Origin of the sequence: Bacillus sp. NP157, from assembly GCA_018889975.1 — a bacterium.
GTDB lineage: Bacteria > Pseudomonadota > Gammaproteobacteria > Xanthomonadales > Rhodanobacteraceae > Luteibacter.
Window position 1 is genome coordinate 2,927,894 of record CP076546.1, and the last position, 20,842, is coordinate 2,948,735.

General features: G+C 66.5%; 23 protein-coding genes and 1 tRNA gene. 10 read left to right on the forward strand and 14 right to left on the reverse strand.

All coding sequences use genetic code 11. From position 1 onward, the window contains the following. Nucleotides 1-71 precede the first annotated feature (71 nt). Nucleotides 72-971, forward strand: coding sequence for a hypothetical protein (locus KPL74_13450; GenBank protein ID QWT18745.1), 900 nt, complete (start codon nucleotides 72-74; stop codon nucleotides 969-971). A gap of 14 nt (nucleotides 972-985) precedes the next feature. After that, a complete protein-coding gene (locus KPL74_13455) occupies nucleotides 986-1,390 on the forward strand; it encodes a hypothetical protein (GenBank protein ID QWT18746.1) in 405 nt (134 codons plus the stop codon). 22 nt (nucleotides 1,391-1,412) lie between these two features. Here KPL74_13455 and KPL74_13460 read toward each other — a convergent pair whose 3' ends face one another. From KPL74_13460 to hppD, 3 genes are all read right to left on the reverse strand, one after another. Further along, a complete protein-coding gene (locus KPL74_13460; protein ID QWT18747.1) occupies nucleotides 1,413-2,393 on the reverse strand; it encodes a fumarylacetoacetate hydrolase family protein in 981 nt (326 codons plus the stop codon). A gap of 15 nt (nucleotides 2,394-2,408) precedes the next feature. Further along, nucleotides 2,409-3,719, reverse strand: coding sequence for a homogentisate 1,2-dioxygenase (hmgA, locus tag KPL74_13465; protein QWT18748.1), 1,311 nt, complete (start codon nucleotides 3,717-3,719; stop codon nucleotides 2,409-2,411). A gap of 102 nt (nucleotides 3,720-3,821) precedes the next feature. Beyond that, nucleotides 3,822-4,910, reverse strand: a complete 1,089-nt coding sequence (gene hppD, locus KPL74_13470; GenBank protein QWT18749.1) for a 4-hydroxyphenylpyruvate dioxygenase — start codon at nucleotides 4,908-4,910, stop codon at nucleotides 3,822-3,824. Between the two features lie 89 nt (nucleotides 4,911-4,999). Between hppD and KPL74_13475 the strand changes: the two genes are divergently transcribed. Further along, nucleotides 5,000-5,449: a MarR family transcriptional regulator gene (locus tag KPL74_13475; GenBank protein ID QWT18750.1), complete on the forward strand. Its 450-nt coding sequence runs from the start codon at nucleotides 5,000-5,002 to the stop codon at nucleotides 5,447-5,449. A 7-nt stretch (nucleotides 5,450-5,456) separates the two neighbouring features. Here KPL74_13475 and KPL74_13480 read toward each other — a convergent pair whose 3' ends face one another. Together KPL74_13480 and KPL74_13485 are read right to left on the reverse strand one after the other, a co-directional pair. Continuing rightward, a complete protein-coding gene (locus KPL74_13480) occupies nucleotides 5,457-6,965 on the reverse strand; it encodes a peptide MFS transporter (protein QWT18751.1) in 1,509 nt (502 codons plus the stop codon). A gap of 73 nt (nucleotides 6,966-7,038) precedes the next feature. Beyond that, nucleotides 7,039-7,887, reverse strand: a complete 849-nt coding sequence (locus KPL74_13485; protein QWT18752.1) for a tryptophan 2,3-dioxygenase — start codon at nucleotides 7,885-7,887, stop codon at nucleotides 7,039-7,041. A 224-nt stretch (nucleotides 7,888-8,111) separates the two neighbouring features. Here KPL74_13485 and pdhA point away from each other — a divergent pair, with 224 nt between their 5' ends. From pdhA to KPL74_13505, 4 genes are all read left to right on the forward strand, one after another. Further along, nucleotides 8,112-9,191: a pyruvate dehydrogenase (acetyl-transferring) E1 component subunit alpha gene (gene pdhA / locus KPL74_13490; GenBank protein ID QWT18753.1), complete on the forward strand. Its 1,080-nt coding sequence runs from the start codon at nucleotides 8,112-8,114 to the stop codon at nucleotides 9,189-9,191. 13 nt (nucleotides 9,192-9,204) lie between these two features. After that, a complete protein-coding gene (locus KPL74_13495) occupies nucleotides 9,205-10,185 on the forward strand; it encodes an alpha-ketoacid dehydrogenase subunit beta (protein ID QWT18754.1) in 981 nt (326 codons plus the stop codon). A gap of 13 nt (nucleotides 10,186-10,198) precedes the next feature. Continuing rightward, complete coding sequence (locus KPL74_13500) at nucleotides 10,199-11,587, forward strand: 2-oxo acid dehydrogenase subunit E2 (GenBank protein ID QWT18755.1); 1,389 nt, start codon at nucleotides 10,199-10,201, stop codon at nucleotides 11,585-11,587. A 95-nt stretch (nucleotides 11,588-11,682) separates the two neighbouring features. Continuing rightward, nucleotides 11,683-12,147, forward strand: a complete 465-nt coding sequence (locus KPL74_13505) for a DUF1456 family protein (protein ID QWT18756.1) — start codon at nucleotides 11,683-11,685, stop codon at nucleotides 12,145-12,147. Between the two features lie 63 nt (nucleotides 12,148-12,210). Here KPL74_13505 and KPL74_13510 read toward each other — a convergent pair whose 3' ends face one another. From KPL74_13510 to KPL74_13525, 4 genes are read right to left on the reverse strand one after another with little or no spacing between them, the layout of a single operon-like run. Further along, complete coding sequence (locus KPL74_13510) at nucleotides 12,211-12,537, reverse strand: hypothetical protein (GenBank protein ID QWT18757.1); 327 nt, start codon at nucleotides 12,535-12,537, stop codon at nucleotides 12,211-12,213. Nucleotides 12,538-12,542: 5 nt separating this feature from the next. After that, nucleotides 12,543-13,910 (reverse strand): tryptophan--tRNA ligase, encoded by a 1,368-nt coding sequence (locus KPL74_13515; GenBank protein ID QWT18758.1) that lies wholly within the window; start codon nucleotides 13,908-13,910, stop codon nucleotides 12,543-12,545. Nucleotides 13,911-13,957: 47 nt separating this feature from the next. Continuing rightward, complete coding sequence (gene rocF / locus KPL74_13520) at nucleotides 13,958-14,878, reverse strand: arginase (protein QWT18759.1); 921 nt, start codon at nucleotides 14,876-14,878, stop codon at nucleotides 13,958-13,960. Nucleotides 14,879-14,886: 8 nt separating this feature from the next. Beyond that, nucleotides 14,887-15,279 (reverse strand): rhodanese-like domain-containing protein, encoded by a 393-nt coding sequence (locus tag KPL74_13525; GenBank protein ID QWT18760.1) that lies wholly within the window; start codon nucleotides 15,277-15,279, stop codon nucleotides 14,887-14,889. Between the two features lie 258 nt (nucleotides 15,280-15,537). Here KPL74_13525 and KPL74_13530 point away from each other — a divergent pair, with 258 nt between their 5' ends. Both KPL74_13530 and KPL74_13535 read left to right on the forward strand, forming a co-directional pair. Next, nucleotides 15,538-15,765 (forward strand): DUF4258 domain-containing protein, encoded by a 228-nt coding sequence (locus KPL74_13530; GenBank protein ID QWT18761.1) that lies wholly within the window; start codon nucleotides 15,538-15,540, stop codon nucleotides 15,763-15,765. A 1-nt stretch (nucleotide 15,766) separates the two neighbouring features. After that, nucleotides 15,767-16,207, forward strand: coding sequence for a hypothetical protein (locus KPL74_13535; GenBank protein ID QWT18762.1), 441 nt, complete (start codon nucleotides 15,767-15,769; stop codon nucleotides 16,205-16,207). Here the strand turns inward: KPL74_13535 and KPL74_13540 are convergent. Beyond that, the gene (locus tag KPL74_13540) at nucleotides 16,170-16,955 is read right to left on the reverse strand and encodes a lysophospholipase (GenBank protein ID QWT18763.1); all 786 of its coding nucleotides are present in this window, start codon (nucleotides 16,953-16,955) and stop codon (nucleotides 16,170-16,172) included. The two genes, KPL74_13535 and KPL74_13540, sit on opposite strands and share 38 nt — an antisense overlap. 308 nt (nucleotides 16,956-17,263) lie before the next feature. Here KPL74_13540 and KPL74_13545 point away from each other — a divergent pair, with 308 nt between their 5' ends. Next, the gene (locus tag KPL74_13545; GenBank protein QWT18764.1) at nucleotides 17,264-17,932 is read left to right on the forward strand and encodes a DUF3800 domain-containing protein; all 669 of its coding nucleotides are present in this window, start codon (nucleotides 17,264-17,266) and stop codon (nucleotides 17,930-17,932) included. Between the two features lie 13 nt (nucleotides 17,933-17,945). On the opposite strand, the gene KPL74_13550 is transcribed toward KPL74_13545, so the two are convergent. The 4 genes from KPL74_13550 to KPL74_13565 all read right to left on the reverse strand — a co-directional run bounded on the left by KPL74_13550 (nucleotide 17,946) and on the right by KPL74_13565 (nucleotide 20,642). Then, nucleotides 17,946-18,021, reverse strand: a tRNA-Thr gene (locus tag KPL74_13550). A 16-nt stretch (nucleotides 18,022-18,037) separates the two neighbouring features. After that, nucleotides 18,038-18,841: an SPOR domain-containing protein gene (locus tag KPL74_13555; protein ID QWT18765.1), complete on the reverse strand. Its 804-nt coding sequence runs from the start codon at nucleotides 18,839-18,841 to the stop codon at nucleotides 18,038-18,040. 65 nt (nucleotides 18,842-18,906) lie between these two features. Further along, nucleotides 18,907-19,665 (reverse strand): type III pantothenate kinase, encoded by a 759-nt coding sequence (locus tag KPL74_13560; protein QWT18766.1) that lies wholly within the window; start codon nucleotides 19,663-19,665, stop codon nucleotides 18,907-18,909. Next, nucleotides 19,662-20,642: a biotin--[acetyl-CoA-carboxylase] ligase gene (locus tag KPL74_13565; GenBank protein QWT18767.1), complete on the reverse strand. Its 981-nt coding sequence runs from the start codon at nucleotides 20,640-20,642 to the stop codon at nucleotides 19,662-19,664. The genes KPL74_13560 and KPL74_13565 overlap by 4 nt, the downstream gene beginning before the upstream one ends. Between the last annotated feature and the right edge of the window lie 200 nt (nucleotides 20,643-20,842).

Consider the following 20,842-nt stretch of genomic DNA (forward strand, 5'->3'; position numbering starts at 1 on the left):
CACCGCAAACTAAAAAGCCCGCACAACCGTGCGGGCTTTTTTTATCGTCCCACGGATCACGGAAACGACCCATGACACGACGTCTCCTCGCCCTAGCCTCCCTTGTATCCCTCGCCTTCGCCTCCCACGCCGCCACGGCCCCCGGCTGCACCGCCACCACCCCACCCACCGGCCAACTGATCGGCACCGGCCTGCTCACTCCGTCGACGCCGGGGCCCGAGCGCGAGCGCCTCGCCGCGCTGCTCATGTGCTCGGCCCTGGCCGGCAACGCCAACAGCATGGAAGTGGCCGGCTCGCTCTATCGCTGGGGCCCGCGGCATCCCGCCCATGTCTTCCCCGAAGACCACGCCAGGGCGCGCGACCTGCTCACCGGCGCGGCCTACCAGGGACGGCTCGCCGCGATGTTCAAGCTCGCCGAGCTGGAACTGGCGGAGGGCAACGCGCACGAGGCCATGGTCTGGGTCCAGGTCGAGAACGCGTATTTCCGGCAGCGGTTCGGACAGACCCCGGGCGGCGACTCGCCCGCTGGTGCCGGCTACTACACGATGCTGCTGAAGCGAGTCGGCGATGCACTCGGCCCGTTCGATGAGCAGCTGATGCTGCGCGAGGTCAACGCGCGCTTTGCGGCGATCGACCAGCGGGTCAAGGCGCAGCCGCCGCGCCAGGGCAACAGCCCGCCGCTCGGCCAGGTGCATCGTCCAGCCAACGCACGCACGGGCCGACTGACCAAGGAGGAATATGCCAGCGGCCTGTACGCACAGTATTTCGTCGAAGTGGCACCGGACGGACACATCGCGCGGCGCTGGCTGATCGATGCCTATCCCGAGCCGACCAGCGGCGAGCGCCTGGCGCGCGCGGTGGATCAGATGAGCTGGGATGCCCTGCCCGCCGGCAACACCGAAATGCGTTACGTCCTGCTACCGGTTTCGATGGGCAGCGTGCAGCAGGGCGTTAAGCTACAGAAACCCTGACGCAGGACTTCGCCATGAGCAACCGACGTGCCTACCCATGTGTGCTGTTGGCGGGCATGTGCGCCAGCGCTGCGACGATGGCCTCGGCCACCGATCGTCCGCGGGAGGTTTCCGCCTGCGACATCATTACGTCACCTGCGCGGTATGTGGGACAGCAGGTGAAGGTGACCGGTATCGCCTACATCGGGATGGAATCGACCAACCTCAGCGATGAGGCCTGTGCAGGGCAAAAACTTGCCCTGCAGATCGACGAGCACGTAGCCGGCCAAAGCGACATGCTCGCCTTCAGGCGAACACTGATTCGTTCGCACATGCGCGGCAAGGCCACGTTCCTGGGCGTGCTGACGGCGGGTAGCGATTGGCGGGCACCCTATGTCCTGCACATCGAACACGTAAGTCGTGTGAGCCCGATCGAATAGGCCCACACGGACGGGCAAGCCATCAGCCTTTCTGGATGACCTGCTCGATGGCGCCAAAAATCGAGGCCCCGGCCGTGTCGGTGACATCGATGCGGATGGTGTCGCCGAACTTCAGGAACGGCGTGGTCGGCTTGCCGTCGCGCAGGGTTTCCACCGTGCGCTGCTCGGCCAGGCAGGAAGCGCCCTTGCCGGTGTCTTCGTTGGCGATGGTGCCGGAGCCGACGATGGTGCCGGCCGTCAGCGGACGGGTCTTCGCGGCATGGGCCACGAGCTGGGCGAAATTGAACTGCATGTCGACGCCGCACTCGGCTTCGCCGAACCACTGGCCGTTGATCCACGTACGCATCGGCAGGTGCAGCTTGTCGTCGCGCCATGCGCCGCCCAGTTCGTCGGGCGTGACGAACACCGGCGACAGGGCGGAGCGCGGCTTGGACTGCAGGAAGCCGAAGCCCTTGGCGAGCTCGCCCGGGATCAGGCCACGCAGCGAAACGTCGTTGACCAGGCCGATGAGCTGGATATGGCCGGAGGCCCCTTCCGCGCCCGGTGCCATCGGCACGTCGTCGGTAATGACGACGACTTCGGCTTCCAGGTCGATGCCGTATTCCTCGCTCGGCACGACGACGGGATCGCGCGGGCCGAGGAAGCCGGCGCTGGTGGCCTGGTACATCAGCGGATCGGAATAGAACGACGCCGGCACCTCGGCACCGCGGGCGCGGCGGACGCGCTCGACGTGCGGGAGGTAGGCGCTGCCGTCGACGAACTCATAGGCACGCGGCAGCGGCGCGGCCAGCGCGGCGACGTCCAGCGCGAAGGCACCGTCGGCCTTGCCGGCCTCCAGGTCTTCGGCCAGGGCGTTCAGGCGCGGCGCGGCCGCATGCCAGTCGTCCAGCGCGGCCTGCATCGTGGCGGCGATCCCGGCGGCCTTCACGGCGCGGGAAAGGTCGCGGCTGACGACGACGAGCGTGCCGTCGCGGCCGCCTTCCTTGAGCGAAGCGAGTTTCATGCGGATCCTTGGGTATCAGGCGGCGTTCGGGTCGAAGTGCTTCTTCAGCCCACGCCAGCATTCGTAATAATCGCCTTGCAGCGCGCTGGATGCCAGCGCCTGCTTGCTCGGGCGGATCACCTTGCGCGTTTCGAACATGAAAGCCATCGTCCCGGTGACGTGGTCCGGCTTCGTCACGTCGGCGGCGGAGGCCTTCTCGAAGCTGGCATGGTCCGGGCCGTGGCCGCTCATGCAGTTGTGCAGGCTGGAGCCGCCCGGCACGAAGCCACCGGCCTTGGCGTCATAGGCGCCGGTGATCAGGCCCATGAATTCGCTCGCCACGTTGCGGTGGAAGTACGGCGGCCTGAACGTGTGCTCAGCGACCAGCCAGCGCGGCGGGAAGATCACGAAGTCCATGTTCGCCACGCCCGGCGTGTCGCTCGCGGAGGTCAGCACCGTGAAGATCGACGGATCCGGATGGTCCACCGCGATCGAACCGATGGTGTTGAAGCGGCGCAGGTCGTATTTGTACGGCGCGTAATTGCCGTGCCATGCCACGACGTCCAGCGGCGAGTGGCCGATATCGGCTTCCCACAGCGCACCCTGGAACTTGGCGACGAGGGCGAAGTCGCCGTCCACGTCTTCGTAGGCGGCCACGGGCGTGAGGAAGTCACGCGGATGGGCCAGGCCGTTCGCGCCGATCGGGCCGAGGTCCGGCAGGTGCAGCGTGGCGCCGAAGTTCTCCGCGACATAGCCGCGCGCTTCGCCATCGGGCAGCTCGACGAGGAAGCGGATGCCGCGCGGCACGACCGCGATCTCGAGCGGCTCGACCTCGAGCACGCCCAGCTCGGTACGGATACGCAGGCGGCCCTGCTGCGGAACGATCAGCAGCTCGCCATCGGCGTTGTAGAAATAGCGCCCTTCCATCGAGCGGTTGGCAAGGTAGAGGTGGATGCCCACGCCCGCCTGCTCTGCCGCGCCGCCATTGCCACCCATGGTGAACAGGCCATCGAGGAAGTCGGTGCCGGGTGCGGGGGCCGGCAGCGGATCCCAACGCATCTGGTTCGGCGTGGCATGGGCCTCGTCGAAGCGGTTGTGGAACGTGGGGTGCGCGAGCTCGCGGAACGGCGAGTGCTGCGCCGCCGGGCGGATCCGGTAGAGCCAGCTACGGAAGTTACGGTGCCGCGGCGCGGTGAACGCGCTGCCGGACAGCTGCTCGGCGTACAGGCCCTTGGCCACGCGCTGCGGCGAATTCTGGCCGGTGGGCAACACGCCTGGCACCGCCTCCGTGGCGAACTCGTTGCCAAAGCCAGTCTGGTATCCGCGGGTATCGTCGGTGTGGCTCATCGAAGTATCCCAAAAAGTCCGTGTAGGAGCGCGCCTGCGCGCGATCCCGTTCGCGGCACGCCCACGATCGCGCGCAGGCGCGCTCCTACGGGGTCTGCGATTTTAGAGGACGCCGCGGCGCATCTGGTCGCGTTCGATCGATTCGAACAAGGCCTTGAAGTTGCCGTTGCCGAAGCCTTCGTTGCCCTTGCGCTGGATGATCTCGAAGAAGATCGGCCCGATGTTGTTCTGGGTGAAGATCTGCAGCAGCAGCTTCTTCTTGGTCTCGTCGTCGGCGTCGATCAGCAGCTTGTTCTTCTGCAGGCGCGGCACGTCTTCGCCGTGTTCCGGCACGCGGATGTCGATCACTTCGTAGTACGTGTCCGGCGTGTCCAGGAAGGCCACGTCCTTCTCGCGCATGGCTTCCACCGACTCGTAGATGTTGTCGGTGAACAGCGCGATGTGCTGGATGCCTTCGCCGTTGTACTCGCGGATGTATTCGTTGATCTGCGACTTCTCATCCGAGCTCTCGTTGAGCGGGATACGGACCATGCCGTCCGGCGCCGTCATCGCCTTGGACACCAGGCCGGTCTTCGCGCCCTTGATGTCGAAGTAGCGGATCTCGCGGAAGTTGAACAGGCGCTCGTAGTAGTCCGACCACTTCTGCATGTTGCCGAAGTGCAGGTTGTGGGTCAGGTGGTCGATGAAGGTCAGGCCGAACCCCTTCGGGTGGCGGTCGACGCCCGGCAGCCATTCGAACTCGGCGTCGAACACGTCGCCCTTCGCGCCGTAGGTGTCGATCAGGTACAGCGCGCAGCCACCGATGCCCTGGATGGTCGGCACGTCGAGCGCCAGCGTATCGGCCTTGTGCTCGACCTTTTCCGCGCCATTGGAAAGCGCCGTGGCCTGCACGTCCGTCGCCGGGCGGTTGAAGCGGATGGCGAAGCCGCACGCGCTCGGCCCGTGGGCGGCAGCGAAGTCGGCGGCGAAGGAGTTCGGCTCCTCGTTGACGAGGAAGTTGCATTCGCCCTGGCGGTACAGGGTGATGGCCTTGTGCTTGTGCTTCGCCACGGCGGTGAAGCCAAGGCGCGGGAACAGGTCGTGGAGGAGCTTCGCGTCCGGCGCGGCGAACTCGACGAACTCGAAGCCATCGACACCCTGGGGGTTTTCGAAGGTGGTGACTTCCATACCGATATTGGGCTGGGCGCTCATAAGCGATACTCCTGGCTGCGGGTGCGGCTTGCGCCGTATACCGCCACCTTATAGTTTCACTTGTAACCATTTGCAAGGATCGGCGCAGCATGACCCTCGAACCCTTACCCGCCCACGCCCCGCTGGAGCTCGAGCGCTTCCTGCCCTACCGCCTGTCGATCCTTTCGAACACGGTCAGCCAGTCGATCGCGGACGAATACCAGGACCGATTCCAGCTCAGCATGACGGAATGGCGCGTGATGACGGTGCTGGCCCGCTTCCCCTCGTCCTCGGCCACCCAGGTGGTGGAGCGCACGCGCATGGACAAGGTGGCGGTCAGCCGCGCCGTGGCCCGGCTGGTCGAGGCCGGACGGGTCGACCGCAGCACCCACGACGGCGACAAGCGCCGCTCGGTGCTGCGGCTGTCCGACGCGGGCTGGGCCATCCACGACGAGGTGGCCCCCATGGCCCGCGCCCACGAGCACGAGCTTCTGGCCCGGCTGGACGACGAAGAGAAAGCGTGGCTTGCCCGCATCCTGGACAAGCTTCTTTCCCCCTGACCCGCGATTATTTGATCCCGTGCATCAGCTTGTTGATCAGCGGCGCGATCAGGAACAGCACGATGCCGGCACCGATCAGCAGTTCGAAGCTGAAGGTGAAGCCGGATAGCGCCGAGCCCACCGTCATGCCGCTTTCGCCGCTGATGTGGCCGGCGAGCAGGCCGGACAGGTTGTTGCCGATGGCGGTGGAGAGGAACCAGCCGCCCATCGCCAGGCCAACCACGCGCAAGGGCGCCAGCTTGGTCACCATCGACAGGCCGATCGGCGAGAGGCACAGCTCGCCGATGGTCTGCGCGACGTAGCAGGCGGCCAGCGGCCAGAACGGGATCAACCCGCGGCCGTCGACCAGGCTCTTCAGCGCGTACATCAGCACCAGGAAGCCGAGGGCGTTGAACATCAGGCCGAGGCCAAACTTGCGCGGGATCGACGGCTCGGCACGGGCTTTTGCGAGAAGGCCCCAGCTCAGCGCGACGATCGGCGCGAAGACCAGGATGGCCGCCGAGTTCACCGACTGGAACCAGCCGGTCGGGAACTCCCAGCCACCGAACATCTGCCGGTCGACGATGTTCTGGGCGAGGAAGTTGAACGAACTGCCGGCCTGCTCGAAGAACATCCAGAACAGCACGTTGAAGGCGAACAGCAACAGCATCGCGATCACGCGGTGGATCTGGATGGTGTCGTGGCGCACGGCCTCGACCACGAGCATCACGGCCACGCCGATGAACAACGCGCCGAGCACCCACGCGATGAAGATCGCGCCGGCCTTCGCCATCAACAGGTACACCAGCGGCACGGCGACGAGGATGCCGATGATCACCATCAGCAGGCTCTTGCCTTCATGCCGTTCCGGCGGCGGCACACCCACGCCCTTCAGCTGCTTCTTGCCGATAAGGAACCAGATGAAGCAGATCACCATGCCGACGCCGGTGGCGGCGAACACGGCCTTGTAGTTCTGCTGCAGAGGCGTGTCGGTCATGACCGACGCCACCCAGCCGGTGATCAGCGGGGCGAGGAAACCGCCCAGGTTGATGCCCATGTAGAAAATGGTGAAGCCACGGTCGCGGCGATCGTCGCCCACCGGGTAGATCTGCCCCACCAGCGACGAGATGTTTGGCTTGAACAGGCCATTGCCGACGATCACGGTGGCCAGGCCGGCGAGGAAGATGTCCTGCTGCGGCACCATCACCATGAACAGGCCCAGGCCCATGACCGCGGCGCCGAGCAGGATGGATCGCTGGTAACCGAGCACGCGGTCGGCCACGTAGCCACCGAAGATCGCCGAGGCGTAGACCAGCGCCAGGTAGGCGCCGTAGGTGCGGCTGGCGTAGCCCTGGCCCGAGGCGTCGCCGTTGAAGAATTCGGCCACGATGTACAGCGTCAGCGCCCAGCGCATGCCATAAAAAGCGAAGCGCTCCCAGAACTCGGTCATGAACAGCATCCACAGGGGACGCGGGTGGCCCATGGTCTGCGGGTACTCGGGCACGGGCCGTGCCGGGCTGGGGGCGGTCGAAGTCATGGCTTCCCTTGGCGGTGAATCGATGAGCGTGTTTAGCTGGACCGGCCCGGCGCGTCAAATCTTGCGAGGCGGGTCAGGTACCCAGCAGCGTGCGGACTTCGATCAGCTCGGGGAAGAAGCTCTGCTCCAGCGCCTTGCGCAGGAAGGCCACGCCGGAGGACCCGCCAGTGCCGGGTTTGAAGCCGATGATGCGTTCCACGGTCTTCATGTGGCGGAAGCGCCACAACTGGAAGTTTTCCTCGATGTCGACCAGTAGCTCACTGAGATGGTACTCAGACCAGTAGGCGGCCGTGTCTTCGTAGATCCGGCGCAGGATCGGCAGCAGCGTGGGCTGGCTACGCCAGGGCTGGGTGACGTCGCGCTCCAGCAACTCCACCGGAATGGGGTGGCCGCGACGGGCCAGGAAGCGCAGGTATTCGTCGTAAAGCCCTGGCGCCTCGTAGACCGCCTTTAGGCGCTCGTGGGCGGCCGGATCGTGCTCGAACACCCGCAGCATGTCGGCGTGCTTGTTGCCCAGCAGGAATTCGACGATCCGGTACTGCAGGGACTGGAAGCCGGAGGACGGCCCCAGCACGTCGCGGAACTGCAGGTATTCGGCCGGGGTGAGCGTTTCCAGCACGCCCCACTGCTCGTAAAGCTGGCGCTGGATCTGCTTGACCCGGGCCAGCACCTTCTGGGTGCCGCCGAGGTCGTCGGCGCGCAGCCGCACCAGCGCCGCATCCAGCTCGTGGATCATCAGCTTGAGCCACAGCTCCGAGGTCTGGTGCTGGATGATGAACAGCAGTTCGTCGTGGTGCTCGGGCTGGCTCAGGGGGTGCTGCGCGGAAAGCACCTGGTCCAGGCGGAGGTAGTCGCCATAGGTCAGCCGCCCGTCGAGATCGGTGCGGATGCCGGGTTCCAGGTCGCGCTGGGGGTGGGCCATGGACGTCTTCACAATGTGGGTGGACGGCGCGCCAGCCGCGCCACGACGCCATTTCCCGGCCCATGGGTGGCTCAAGCATGCTGCGGCGTGCCTTGCCGGGCCATAATACCCCTGATATCTAGTCCGGCTCGCAAGACCAGACAAGCTGTTCGCGCCCCGCTGGATGGGCCGTCCGCTTCCCCATTCGTGCGTGTCGTTTCTAACCTTTCCCCTGGGAGCGAGTCGTGTCCATCGCCGCCAAGTTCGAAATCGAATACCTGCAGTACCTTGACCAGGATGGCAAGGAAACCGGCAAGGAACTGCCAGCCTTCGCCAAGGACCTCGACCACATGGTCGAGCTCTACAAGCTGATGGTGTCGACCCGTGTGTTCGACGCCAAGTCGATCGCCCTGCAGCGCACCGGCAAGCTGGGTACCTACGCCTCGTGCCTGGGCCACGAAGCCGCCCACGTCGGCATCGGCAGCGCCATGCGCCGGGAGGACTCGCTGGCCGTGTCCTACCGCGAATACGGCGCGCAGCTGTACCGTGGCGTGAAGCCGCGCGAGGTCTACACCTACTGGGGTGGCGACGAGCGCGGCAACGACTTCCAGGACGCCCCGGCCCACGACTTCGCCTGGTGCGTGCCGATCGGCACCCAGTGCCTGCACGCCGCCGGTTCGGCGCTGGCCTTCAAGATCCGCAAGGAACCGCGCGTGGCCGTCTGCACCATCGGTGACGGCGGCTCGTCCAAGGGCGACTTCTACGGCGCCATCAACGTCGCCGGCGCGCAGCAGCTGCCGCTGGTCGCCGTGATCGTCAACAACCAGTGGGCGATCTCGGTCCCCCGCCGCATCCAGAGCGGTTCGGGCACGCTGGCCCAGAAGGGCATCGCGGCTGGCCTGTACTGCATCCAGGTGGACGGCAACGACATCATCGCCGTGCGCGCGGCGATGGAAGCCGCGCTCGAGCGCGCCCGTTCCGGCCAGGGCGGCAGCGTCATCGAAGCGGTGACCTACCGCCTCGGCGACCACACCACCGCCGACGATGCCCGCCGCTACCGTGGCGAGCAGGAAGTGAAGGACGCCTGGGAGCGCGACCCGGTGCCGCGCCTGCGCAAGTGGCTCGAAGCCAAGGGCAAGTGGGACGACGCGAAGGAAGAGGCCTGGAAGGCCGAGTGCGACGACTGGATGGACAACGAGGTGAACGCGTACCTGGAGACGAAGAACCAGCCGGCAACGGCCATGTTCGACTACCTGTACGCCGAAGTCCCCGCCGACCTCGAAGCGCAGCGCGAGCTCGTCGCTTCCCTCGATCGCAAGTCGTAAGGAGCCCATTCCCATGGCACAAATCACTCTTATCGAAGCAGTGACCCAGGCGCTCGCCTACGAGATGCGCAACGACGAAAGCGTCGTGGTGCTCGGTGAGGACGTCGGCGTCAACGGTGGCGTGTTCCGCGCCACCCAGGGCCTGCAGGAACAGTTCGGCGAGATGCGCGTCATCGACACGCCGCTGGACGAAGGCACCATCGCCGGCCTGACCATCGGCCTGGCCGTGCAGGGCATGAAGCCGGTCGCCGAAGCGCAGTTCGAAGGCTTCATCTACCCGATGATGGAGCACATCGCCTGCCACGCCGCGCGCATGCGCAACCGCACCCGTGGCCGCATGACCGTGCCGGCCGTGTGGCGCGCCCCGTGGGGCGGCGGCATCCGTGCGCCGGAGCATCACTCCGAGGCGAACGAGCACCTGTTCACCAACATCCCGGGCCTGCGCGTGGTCATGCCGTCGTCGCCGGCGCGTGCCTACGGCCTGCTGCTCGCCGCCATCCGCGATCCGGATCCGGTGATCTTCTTCGAGCCCAAGCGCATCTATCGCCAGTACAAGGAAGAAGTGCCCGATGACGGCGAGGCACTGCCGCTCGACGTCTGCTTCGTGCTGCGCGACGGCACCGACGTGACCCTGGTGACCTGGGGCGCGCAGGTGAAGGAATGCCTCGAGGCCGCCGACGAACTGGCCGAGAAGGGCATCAGCGCCGAAGTCATCGACGTCGCCACGCTGACCCCGCTGGACTTCGACACGATCGCCGAGTCGGTGACCAAGACCGGTCGTTGCGTCATCGTCCACGAAGCCCCGAAGACCGCCGGTTTCGGTGCGGAAATCGCCGCCCGCCTGTCCGAGGAGTGCCTGTACAGCCTGCTCGCCCCGGTCGAACGCGTCACCGGTTTCGATACGCACATCCCGCTGTTCCGCCTGGAAATGAAGTACCTGCCCAGCGTCGAACGCATCGTCGAAGCCGCCGAACGCACGCTCGCCGCCTCCTGAGGAATCGATAGACATGGCCGACATCAAGACCTTTTTCCTGCCGGACCTCGGCGAAGGCCTGCCCGACGCGACCGTCGTCGAGTGGCACGTCAAGGAAGGCGACACGATCAAGCTCGACGCCCCGCTGGTGTCGATGGAAACCGCGAAGGCCGTCGTCGACGTGCCCTCGCCCTACTCCGGCACCGTGAAGAAGCTGCACGGCGCGGTCGGCGACATCATCGAAACCGGCGCGTCGCTGGCCGATTTCGAGATCGACCCGAATGCGCGCCAGCGCGCCGAAGCCGAGTCCACCGGCCACCACCACGGCCCGAAGAAGGGCGTCGGTAGCCCGGCCGCCGACGATGCGTCGAAGGTCGTCGCCTCCGACGACGGCGGCGAGATCGACGCCGACGGCAAGGCCCCGGCCCAGCGCGAGGACGAAGGCACCGTCGTGGGCGCCATGGTCAGCGGCAACGCCGTGCACACCGAGCAGGTCTCCAGTGCCGGTGGCGTGAAGGCTGTCCCGGCCGTGCGTGCGCTGGCGAAGAAGATGAAGATCGACCTCACCCGCGTGCAGCCGACCGGCGCCGGTGGCGTCATCACCATGCAGGACGTGAAAAACGCCGCCGCCAATGGCAGTGCCGCGGTGGGTTCCGCGCCGGCCCGTCCGGCCGCCGCGCAGCACCTCGCACCGACGCTGCCGGAGCCGGGCCCCGCCCCGACCCGCACGCCGGTGTCGCTGGCTGGCAAGGCCGTCCGCACCTCGCCCCCGGGTAAGGAAGCGATGGGCCAGCCGGAGCAGCTGAAGGGTGTCCGTCGCAACATGGCCCGCGTCATGGCCGACGCCCACGCCCAGGTCGTGCCGACCTCGATCGTGGACGACGCCGACCTGCACGCCTGGATCGGCAAGCAGGACATCACCGCCCGCCTGATCCGCGCGATGGTGGTGGCATGCAAGGCGGTCCCGGCGCTCAATGCCTGGTTCAACGGCAAGGACCTGACCCGCACGCTGCACCCGCACGTGGACATCGGCATTGCCGTGGACACCGACGACGGTCTGTTCGTGCCGGCGCTGCGTAACGCCGACGTGCTCGATGGCGCCGGCATCCGTGCCGCCATCAAGCGCCTGCGTACTTCGGTCGAAGACCGCAGCATCCCGGCCTCGGAGCTCTCCGGCTACACCATCAGCCTGAGCAACTTCGGCATGTTCGCCGGCCGCTACGCCACCCCGGTGGTCGTGCCGCCGACCGTCGCCATCGTCGGCGCCGGCAAGCTCAGCCACGACGTGGTCGCGGTCATGGGCGGCATCGAAGTGCATCGCCGCATGCCGCTGTCGCTCACCTTCGACCACCGCGCCGCCACCGGCGGCGAGGCTGCGCGCTTCCTCAAGGCGATGATCGACGACCTGGGCCTGCCGAACTGACGGTATCCATGTAGGAGCGCGCCTGCGCGCGAATGGGGCGCTTCCGTTCGTCCCATTCGCGCGCAGGCGCGCTCCTACGGGGTATCCTTGTCGGCATGCTTAACAACGATACCCTACGCAGCATCCGCTACATGCTCGATCTCGGCGACGTGCACGTCGTCGAGATCCTCGCCCTGGGTGGCCACGTGGCCACCCGGGACGAGGTCGAAGGCTGGCTCAAGCGCGAAGACGACGCCGGCTTCGTCGCCATGCCAGACCCGGTGATGGCGCATTTCCTCGACGGCCTGATCGTCCACCGCCGCGGCCGCGACGAGTCGCAGCCCCCGCGCCCGGTCGAGACCCGGATCAACAACAACACCGTGCTGAAGAAGCTGCGCGTCGCCTTCGAGCTGAAGGAAGACGACATCCTCGCGATCATGGGCGATGCCGGTTTCAAGGTGTCCAAGGGCGAAGTGAACGCCCTCTTCCGCCAGCCGAAGCACACGAATTTCCGCCTTTGCGGCGATCAGTTCCTGCGGAATTTCCTGAAGGGGCTGACGGGGCGGTTGCGCAAGGTTTGATCGCGCGCAGGCGCGCTCCTACATGTAGGAGCGCGCCTGCGCGCGATCCAAACCACGCGGCGCTCAAACCACCCGACGCTTCCAGATCACGTAGCGCACCACCAGCGCCACGGCCAGCACGGCCACGAACGCGCCATATCCATAAAGCGCCGGCACCACCTGCTGCCAGATGGCCCCGCTCTTCGGGCCGAACTGATCCGCCGCCGGCAGTTCCACGGCGTCGTAGGCGAGCAGGGCCGCCTGGATGGACAACACCACCGCCGCGACCAGCGCCAGCGTGTCGAAAGCGCGCCGCGCAAGCGTGCGCGGCAACGTCTTCGGATAGGCCCAATACGCCCACCCCAACACGATGAGCCAGGGCGCCAGCAACATCAGTGCGAGGTAGCGCATCGGCTTTACTCCTGGTCGGCGGCCAGTGCGTCCAGCGCGGCGCGCAGGCGCAGGATGGCAGTGGCGCGCGCCACCTCGTCGGGGTAGGACTGGCCGTTGGCCACCACCTGCCCATCGATCAGCAGCGCGACGTGGTCACCCTGCGATTCGATCGCGGCGGCGGATCCACCCAGGGTCGACAGCGCCTGGCGCAGCTGGCCCGCGGCCTTCGGATCCTTGAACGGCACCGAGAGCAGCAGCTCCTCGCCATCCGCGCCGAACAGACGGAAGCGGAAGCTGCCATCGTCCTCGCGGAAACTGGCGAAGCGCGGCGGCCTGGCTTTCGCCGGCGCCTTCGCAGCCTCAGGCTGGGCCTTTGCCGCCGGACGGAACGTGCGCAGGCCCACGGCCTCGCGCAGTTCGGCCAGCAGGGGGACGGCGATGGAACGCGCCTTCGCGGCGCCTGCCAGCAGGATGTCTTCCATGTCGTCAGGGCGCGCCATCAGCGAGTCGTAGCGCTCGCGCATCGGCGCCACGTCGGCCTCGATCCGCTCGAACAACACCTGCTTGGCTTCGCCCCAGCCCAGTCCGCCATGCAACGCATCGGCGAATGCCGCGCTTTCCGACGGAGAGGCGAAGGCCTTGAAGATCGTGAACAGCGCGGAGTCGTCGGTGTCTTTCGGCTCGCCGGGCGCGCGCGAATCGGTGACGATCTTCATGATCGCTTCGCGCAGGGCCTTCGAACCGCCATCGAACAGCGGGATGGTGTTGTCGTAGCTCTTCGACATCTTCCGGCCGTCCAGGCCCGGCAGGGTCGCCACCTGTTCTTCGATCTGCACTTCCGGCAGCACGAAGTACTCGCGGCCGTAGATATGGTTGAAGCGCTGGGCGATATCGCGCGCCATCTCGATGTGCTGGATCTGGTCGCGGCCTACCGGCACCTTGTTCGCGTTGAAGGCGAGGATGTCGGCGGCCATGAGCACCGGGTACATGTAGAGGCCGGCGGTGACGCCCGCATCCGGGTCTTCATGCAGCTCGACGTTGCGGTCGACCGCGGCCTTGTAGGCGTGCGCCCGATTGAGCAGGCCCTTGCCGGTGACACAGGTCAGCAGCCACATCAGCTCGGGCACCTCGGGGATGTCCGACTGGCGGTAGATGGTCGCGGTCTCCGGATCCAGGCCTCCGGCCAGCCAGGTCGCCGTGATCTTCATGCGCGAGGCGGCCACGCGCTCGGCGTCGTCCGCCTTGATCAGCGCGTGGTAGTCGGCCATGAAGTAGAAGGCATCCACGTTGGGATCCTTGCTCGCGACGATGGCCGGACGGATCGCACCGGCAAAGTTGCCGAGGTGCGGCGTGCCGGTGGTGGTGATGCCGGTAAGAACACGGGTACGCATGGGGGCCTTGATACGCAACGGACGGAAACCGTCCGAGTGTAGCCTCCTCAGCGCATCAGGGTCGACTTCCCGAACAACGACTCCACCAGCTCCACCGCCAGCTTCGCCGTCTGGTTCCGCTTATCGAACGCCGGGTTCAGCTCCACGATATCCAGCGAGCCTACCCGCCCGGTGTCGGCGATCATCTCCATCACCAACTGGGCCTCGCGATAGTTCGGGCCGCCCCTCACCGTGGTGCCCACGCCCGGGGCGATGCTCGGGTCGAGGAAGTCGACGTCGAAGCTGACATGCAGGTGGGTATCGTCGTCCACGCCGGCCAGGGCCTCTTCCATCGCGGCCTTGATGCCGATCTCGTCGATGTAGCGCATGTCGTAGATATCGATGCCCACTTCGTGGACAAGGCGCTTCTCGCCCTCATCCACCGAGCGGATGCCGATCTGGCGGATGACGTCGGGGCTGATCGCCGGCGTGGTGCCGCCGATGCCGGTCAGCGCGTCCGGGCCGTGGCCGCAGAGGCACGCGACCGGCATGCCGTGGATATTGCCCGACGGGGTGATGTTGCTGGTGTTGAAGTCGGCGTGGGCGTCCAGCCACAACACGCGAAGCTTCTTGCCCTTGTCCCGGCAATAACGGGCCACGGCCGAAATGGAACCGATGGCGAGGCAGTGGTCGCCGCCCAGCATGATCGGCAGGTGGCCGTCGTTGAGCGCCCCGTAGATCGCCTCGTGGGTGGCGGTATTCCAGGCCACGGCTTCGTCCAGGTGGCGATAGCCATTGGTCGGCGGCAGCCAGGGGTTGAGCGGGCCGGCCACGTTGCCGCGGTCGACCACGTGCATGCCGCGCCTGGACAGCCGCTCGGCCAGCCGTGCGACGCGCAGGGCCTCGGGGCCCATGGAACTGCCGCGGTGGCCGGCGCCGATATCAGTGGGGACGCCGACGAGGGCGACCGAACGGGTGGTAGGGCTCATGGTCTTACTCAGGGTTGGGGGCGTTCTTCAACCAGCGGACGGCCGTCGGCGCGCCATGCATCGGCGCTTCCTTCGAGCAGGTGCACGTTGGTGTAGCCCAGGGATTGCAAGGTGTCGCGGGCACGCGCGGCGCGCTTGCCTGACTTGCAGTAGACGACCAGTTCCTGGTCGCGCCGCGCACCGAGGACGCCGTGGCGGACCGCCACCTCATCCACGGGCACGTTCAAGGCACCCGCCAGGTGGCCGTCGCGATATTCCCCGGGCGTGCGCACGTCGAGCACGACGGGCGCCTGGTGCGCCGCCATCCGCGACGCCAGCGCCTCCCGGGAAACGTCCTGCGCCCCTGCCACGAAAGGCACGGCAAGCAACACACACGCGAGGGACACGCAAAGACGAGTCATGCCCACAAGTTTACACGGGGTACTGTCACGGCCACGTTGCAGTGCGGCAGGAGGCAGACGCCCACGTAGACGGAGACTTCTCCTACAACACCGACGGAACCAGACCTACATCTTACAACCTATATTTTTTATAGGTTATAGTCCCCTAACGACGGACGCCACGGGATGGCTAATCGAGCAGTCACGCCCTTGCGGCTATCGGACGCTACCGCGCTCGGACACCTACGGCGCCTATCCGAAGACCCTTCGCGGATCCACGTGACGCGGCATGCCGAGCAGAGGATGGTCGAGCGCGAGATAACGCTGAAGCAGCTACTTACGTGCCTGCGTCGTGGCGACCTTGCCGAGTCGCCTCGGCTGGACGAGCACGGAAACTGGAAGCTGGTGGTTGAGGCATACACGGCGGGTGATCACCTGGCATCGATCGTCGCCCTCGATACCCGACAACCGCAGGCTATCGTCATCACGACTTTCTGGGTGCTTTGAGATGTATCACTATCAAACGTGCGGCCTTGAAAACGTATGGCTGACCAATGGCTTCGAACACTCGGAGACGGTCTACGGCACTGCCGTCGCGGTCGCCGACGTCCTCGGCCTCGACAGGGAGATCGCCCTTACGCTGGCGGTCAAGATCGCCCCACTGTCGGGTCGCGAGGTGCGCTTCCTTCGTAAGCACATGGAGCTCTCACAGGAATCCCTGGGCTCGCTTCTCGGCATCGGAGCCCAGTCGATTGCGCTGTGGGAAAAGGAGCGTAGTCCCATCCCGCGCACCTCCGAGAAACTGCTTCGCCTGATCGCGCTGGGCCATTGCAATGGTCATGCGACGATCCGCAAGGCGATCGATCAGATCAACATCGACGACAACGCGAGGCACGGTGCACGCATGGTGTTCAGGGAGTCGGGGAATCGCTGGCAGTACGTTGCCTGAGCGACGCGCACAGCGCATCCGCGGACAGGATGGTGTTGTGCCCGGCGTCGACATGAAGCCACGCGACCGGCGGTTGCGGTAGCGCACGAACCAGCGCCTCCGTGCGTCCGGCAGGGATGACCTCATCGTGGTTGGCCTGCAGCACGATGACCGGAACGCCACCAAGCTTCTGCGCTGCGACGTCGCTATCGAAGTGATCGTGCATGATCAGGCTGACCGGCAAACCATGCATGTTGTCGTCCGCCACGCGGGTCATCTTGTCGTAGGGCGTTACCAGCCAAAGCATGTCTGGTTTACGCGCCGCCGCTACCTGCGTGGCAACGCCCGTACCGATGCTGATGCCGAGGATGCCGACACGGGCGTGGGTCTTCTTGATTTCGTCGACAAGGGCGATGCCATCGGCCACGAAATCGCGTTCGCGTGGCCGGCCCATCTGCCCCTCGTAGCCGCGGTACGGCATGAGATACACCGCGCGCGTGGTGCACTGCTCCAGCCGCGGCGCGTAGCGCGACAGGCTCATGCCGTTGCCACCGAATACCACGAGGGCGTCCCCGGCCTCCGGATGCAGGATCCATCCGCGCATGACGCCGTCAGCTCGCTGCACGCGAAGATCGCCGAATGGCCGCGTTGCCTGCGCACCGGGATACAGAAGCTGGTCCTGCATCGCGTAAAGCGATGCCCCCGCGAAAATGGCCGTGAGGGCGAGGAAGGCCAGTAGCAGAAGGATCCAGCGGGTCGTTCGCTTCATGCGGCGAGCCAGGTTGGGGGACGGGACGGTACGTCAAAGAGTTGCCTTGGCGGCTACGCGCCGTCGATCAGATTGCTGACAAGAAGCAAGAAAACACCTACGCCAACCGGCAGTCAGCGCCTACGCGAGAGGCGTTGACCCGAAGGACACCTGATTACATACTTTCGCCCGACAGGTAAAGCCTGGGATCACCGCGATACCCACGAAGGCGTCGTAAGCGCGTTGTAAACGCGCCGGCCCCAGGGTCTGTCACCATCGAAGGGCCTCCATGTGGGGCCTTTCGTTTTTCTCGAGCAAGGAAGCTCACGATGCACATTTATGCCGACGAAAGCGGCGACCTCGGCTGGAACTTCGAACCACCCTATGGCAGGCGCGGCTCCAGCCGGTTCCTTACCATCTTTGCCACGTGCGTCCCGGACGAAAAATGCCACCATCTCGATCGCGTCGTGCGACAGATGTATAAGGCGAGCCGGTGGACGACGAAGAAAGAGCGCAAATGGACGGATGCGAGTGAGCCGTCGAGACTGCACTTCGTAAGGCAGGCCGCGCAGCTCCTGCGCAAGCATCCCGACATTTCATACCACGCCATCGTGGCATACAAGCCCAACGTCATGAGGCACATCCGCGACGATCCGAACAAGCTCTACAACTACATGCTGAAGCTGATGCTTCTGGACGAGATGAAGAAGCATCAGACCGTGCACTTCATCCCGGATCATCGTTCAGTCAAGGTCGAGAGCGGAAGCTCGTTGCACGACTACCTGCAGACCGAGCTATGGCTTGCATTGGAAGTGCCTACTCGGCTGCATACAAAGAGCGCAGATAGTGGCCAATGCAGGGCTCTTCAGTTTGCCGACTTCATGGCGGGCGCGATCAACGCAATGTTCGAGCATGGCCGGGCCCAGTACGCCTCGGCGGAGGGACTCGTCGTAGAGACGAAGAGGCTGTACTTCCCGCGCCCCTTGGGGCGAGCCTGATTTACTGTTTAGCTGGTGCCGACACCCGGATTCGAACTGGGGACCTACCGCTTACAAGGCGGTTGCTCTACCAACTGAGCTATGCCGGCGAAGGCGGGGAGTTTATCAGAAGCAGCCGGTGGGTCGGGCGGTGACGCCCGGGGTGCGGATGGCCCGGCGGGCGTCGTTTCCGTTTTCCTCCGGGACGACGACATCGAGCCACCACACCGGCGTCGTTTCGGTGCGCTCGCTCATCCGCGCGGGAAAGCCGGCGGCGATCACCTCGTCGCGGCGCTTGCGGGCGTTCGCGGGGTCGTGGAACAGGCCGAGGGCGACGGAGTTCTGCAGCTCGCCCTGCGCGGTCACCACGAAATAATCCTTGATGCCTTTCGCTTCGAGCCGCCGGGCCTGGGCGAGCGCCTGTTCGCGGGTCGGCTGCGATGGCAGGAAGACACGCCAGCCGCGCGACTCGCTGGTCTGGTCCTGCCGTTGGCGGCTGCGCACGGTGTGGGCGGCCATGGCCGTGCGCGTGGTGCGCAGGTCGACCTGGTTGGCGAACGGGCCGACCGCGAGGCACTTGTAGCTGCGTTTCGGACTGGTCGGGGCGGTCGTGGGAACGGCCGGGGTTGTCGCCGCCGCGATTTTCGGCGGCTCTGGCGCGGGCGCCTTCGGCGTCAGGGTCACGGGCTTCGCAGCAGGACTCGATGCGGCGGCAACGGGCGTGCTGGATGCAGGCGCTGGCTTCGCGGTCGAGGTCGTGGTCGCCACCGCGGCCGTGGCTGACGCCGGCAGTTCGGCCAACAGCTTCAACTGCGGCACGCCCTTGTCCGTCGCCTCCACGGCGTGCGTGCCGCTCTCGCCAAGCAGCAGCCATGCGGCCACCGCAATGTTGAGGGCGATCAGCAGTACGAACAGCAAACGCAGCAGCATGGTGGCCTTGGATGTCGAAGTGGGCCTGCGCGCGTTCCCCTGTAAGAACCGGCAGCGACTGGATTCTAGGCGAATTCCGAGCCGTCGGCGTACGTCCGGGCCCACACGGCGAGACCACGCAGGACGAGGTCGGGCACGATGCTCACCGGCCGCTCCAGCAGCGGGGCGAGCAACTCGGCATCGCCGCCACCGAGCGTCACCGCCGGCTGGCCACCGAGTTGCGCGGCCGCACGCTGGACGAAGCGATCCACCAGCGCGGCACTCGCCTGCCAGCAGCCCGACGCCAGGCCATCGGCCGTGTTGTCGGCGAGGTCACGCACGGCGCCGGCGTGCGCGGGGCGCACCTGCACCGTGGCACCCAGCACCGACTGCTGCATCAGCAGCGGGCCGGGGGCGATCCATCCACCGAGGTGACGGCCCTCGCCATCGAGCGCGTCCAGGGTCAGCGCCGTACCGACGCTGGCGAGCACGCACGGCGCCCTCCCCGCATCCCACGCCGCGACCATTGCAAGGAACCGGTCGACACCGAGCCGCTGCGGTTCGGCGTAGGCATTACGCACCCCACAGGCTTCGGCGGGGGTGCGGACCCAGGTCGGGGCGCGCGCGAACGCGCTGCCCGCGGCGACGGCCACGGCGGTCTCGCGCGCGGCGTCGACCACCGATGCGCCCACGACACGATCCGGCCGGGGCCAGCTGGCCCACAGTGTCGCCAGTTCATGCGCGATGTCGGCATCCCAGCCGAAGGCACCACGGTGGGTGAATTCCGCGCCGTCGAACAGGGCGAATTTCAGGCGTGTGTTGCCGAGGTCGAGGAGCAGGATCATGCGCCGTTCCTGCGCACGGACACTTCCGCGCTGTCCACGCTGACCAGCTCGCCGTCCGCACGACGCACACGCAACGCGCCGCGCTCGTCGACGCCCTCGCCCGTGGCGGGGTATTCGCCGCGTGGGTCGATGATGCGCAGCGGCTGGCCGAGCAGGACGTCGCTGGCAGCGTATTCCTTGCTGAAGGCGGCGAAGCCCTGGCGCTCGAACGCACGCAACCCGTCGGCCAGTGCCGTGACCACGGCCGCCGCGACGCGATTGCGATCGGGCGGCTGGCCACCGGTGAGCGCCGCCAGGTCGGTGATCGGCTGGCCGGCACGCTCGTGCAGGCTGTCCGCCAGCCGGATGTTCAAACCCACGCCGATCACGGCGGCGCAGGGGCCGGAATACTCACCCGACAACTCGACCAGGATGCCGGCCAGCTTCGCGTCGCCCGCCAGCACGTCGTTAGGCCACTTCAGGCCAGCTGTACGAATGCCGAGGTCATCCAGCGCACGCATCAGCATGACGCCCACGGCCAGCGACAGGCCGGACAGCGACGCGAAGCCGCCGTCGAAGCGCTTGAGCACGGACAGGTAAAGATTCATCCCCGGGGGCGACAGCCAGGTGCGACCGCGTCGGCCGCGGCCGGCGGACTGGCTTTCGGCCAGCACGAAGGCGAGATCGTCCAGCACCGGGTTGCGCCGCGCCAGCTCGCTGGACGTGGAATCGACTTCCCAGTGGATTTCGAGCATGCCGATATGCGGCAAGGTCTCGGGCCGGCAGGCGGCACGGATGGTCGGGCCGTCGAGCAACTGGGTCGGCCATGGCAGGCGATAGCCGCCGCCGACCTTGGCATCCACCGGCACGCCCTTCAGGCGCAGCGTTTCGATCTGTTTCCAGACGGCGGCACGGGTTACGCCGGCCTGGCGGGCCAGCGTCGCACCGGACACGGCATCGCCGCCGGAGAGGGCTTCAAGGAGATCGCGTGCAAGCATGGGGCGTGCCGTCGGACCGTCAGGCGGCCGCTGCCAGGGGTTTGGAGGGCGGGGACATTCGCCGATTCTAGGGCAGTGGCGAGGATTTCGCCCGGGTCTCGCACAAACCCGCGGTTGGCAGACCAACCGCACTGGCGCCCCCGTGAATTTTCTGCGAGGATCGGTTGTCCCCCCGTCTTGTCCGGGGGCTTTTGGGGTTT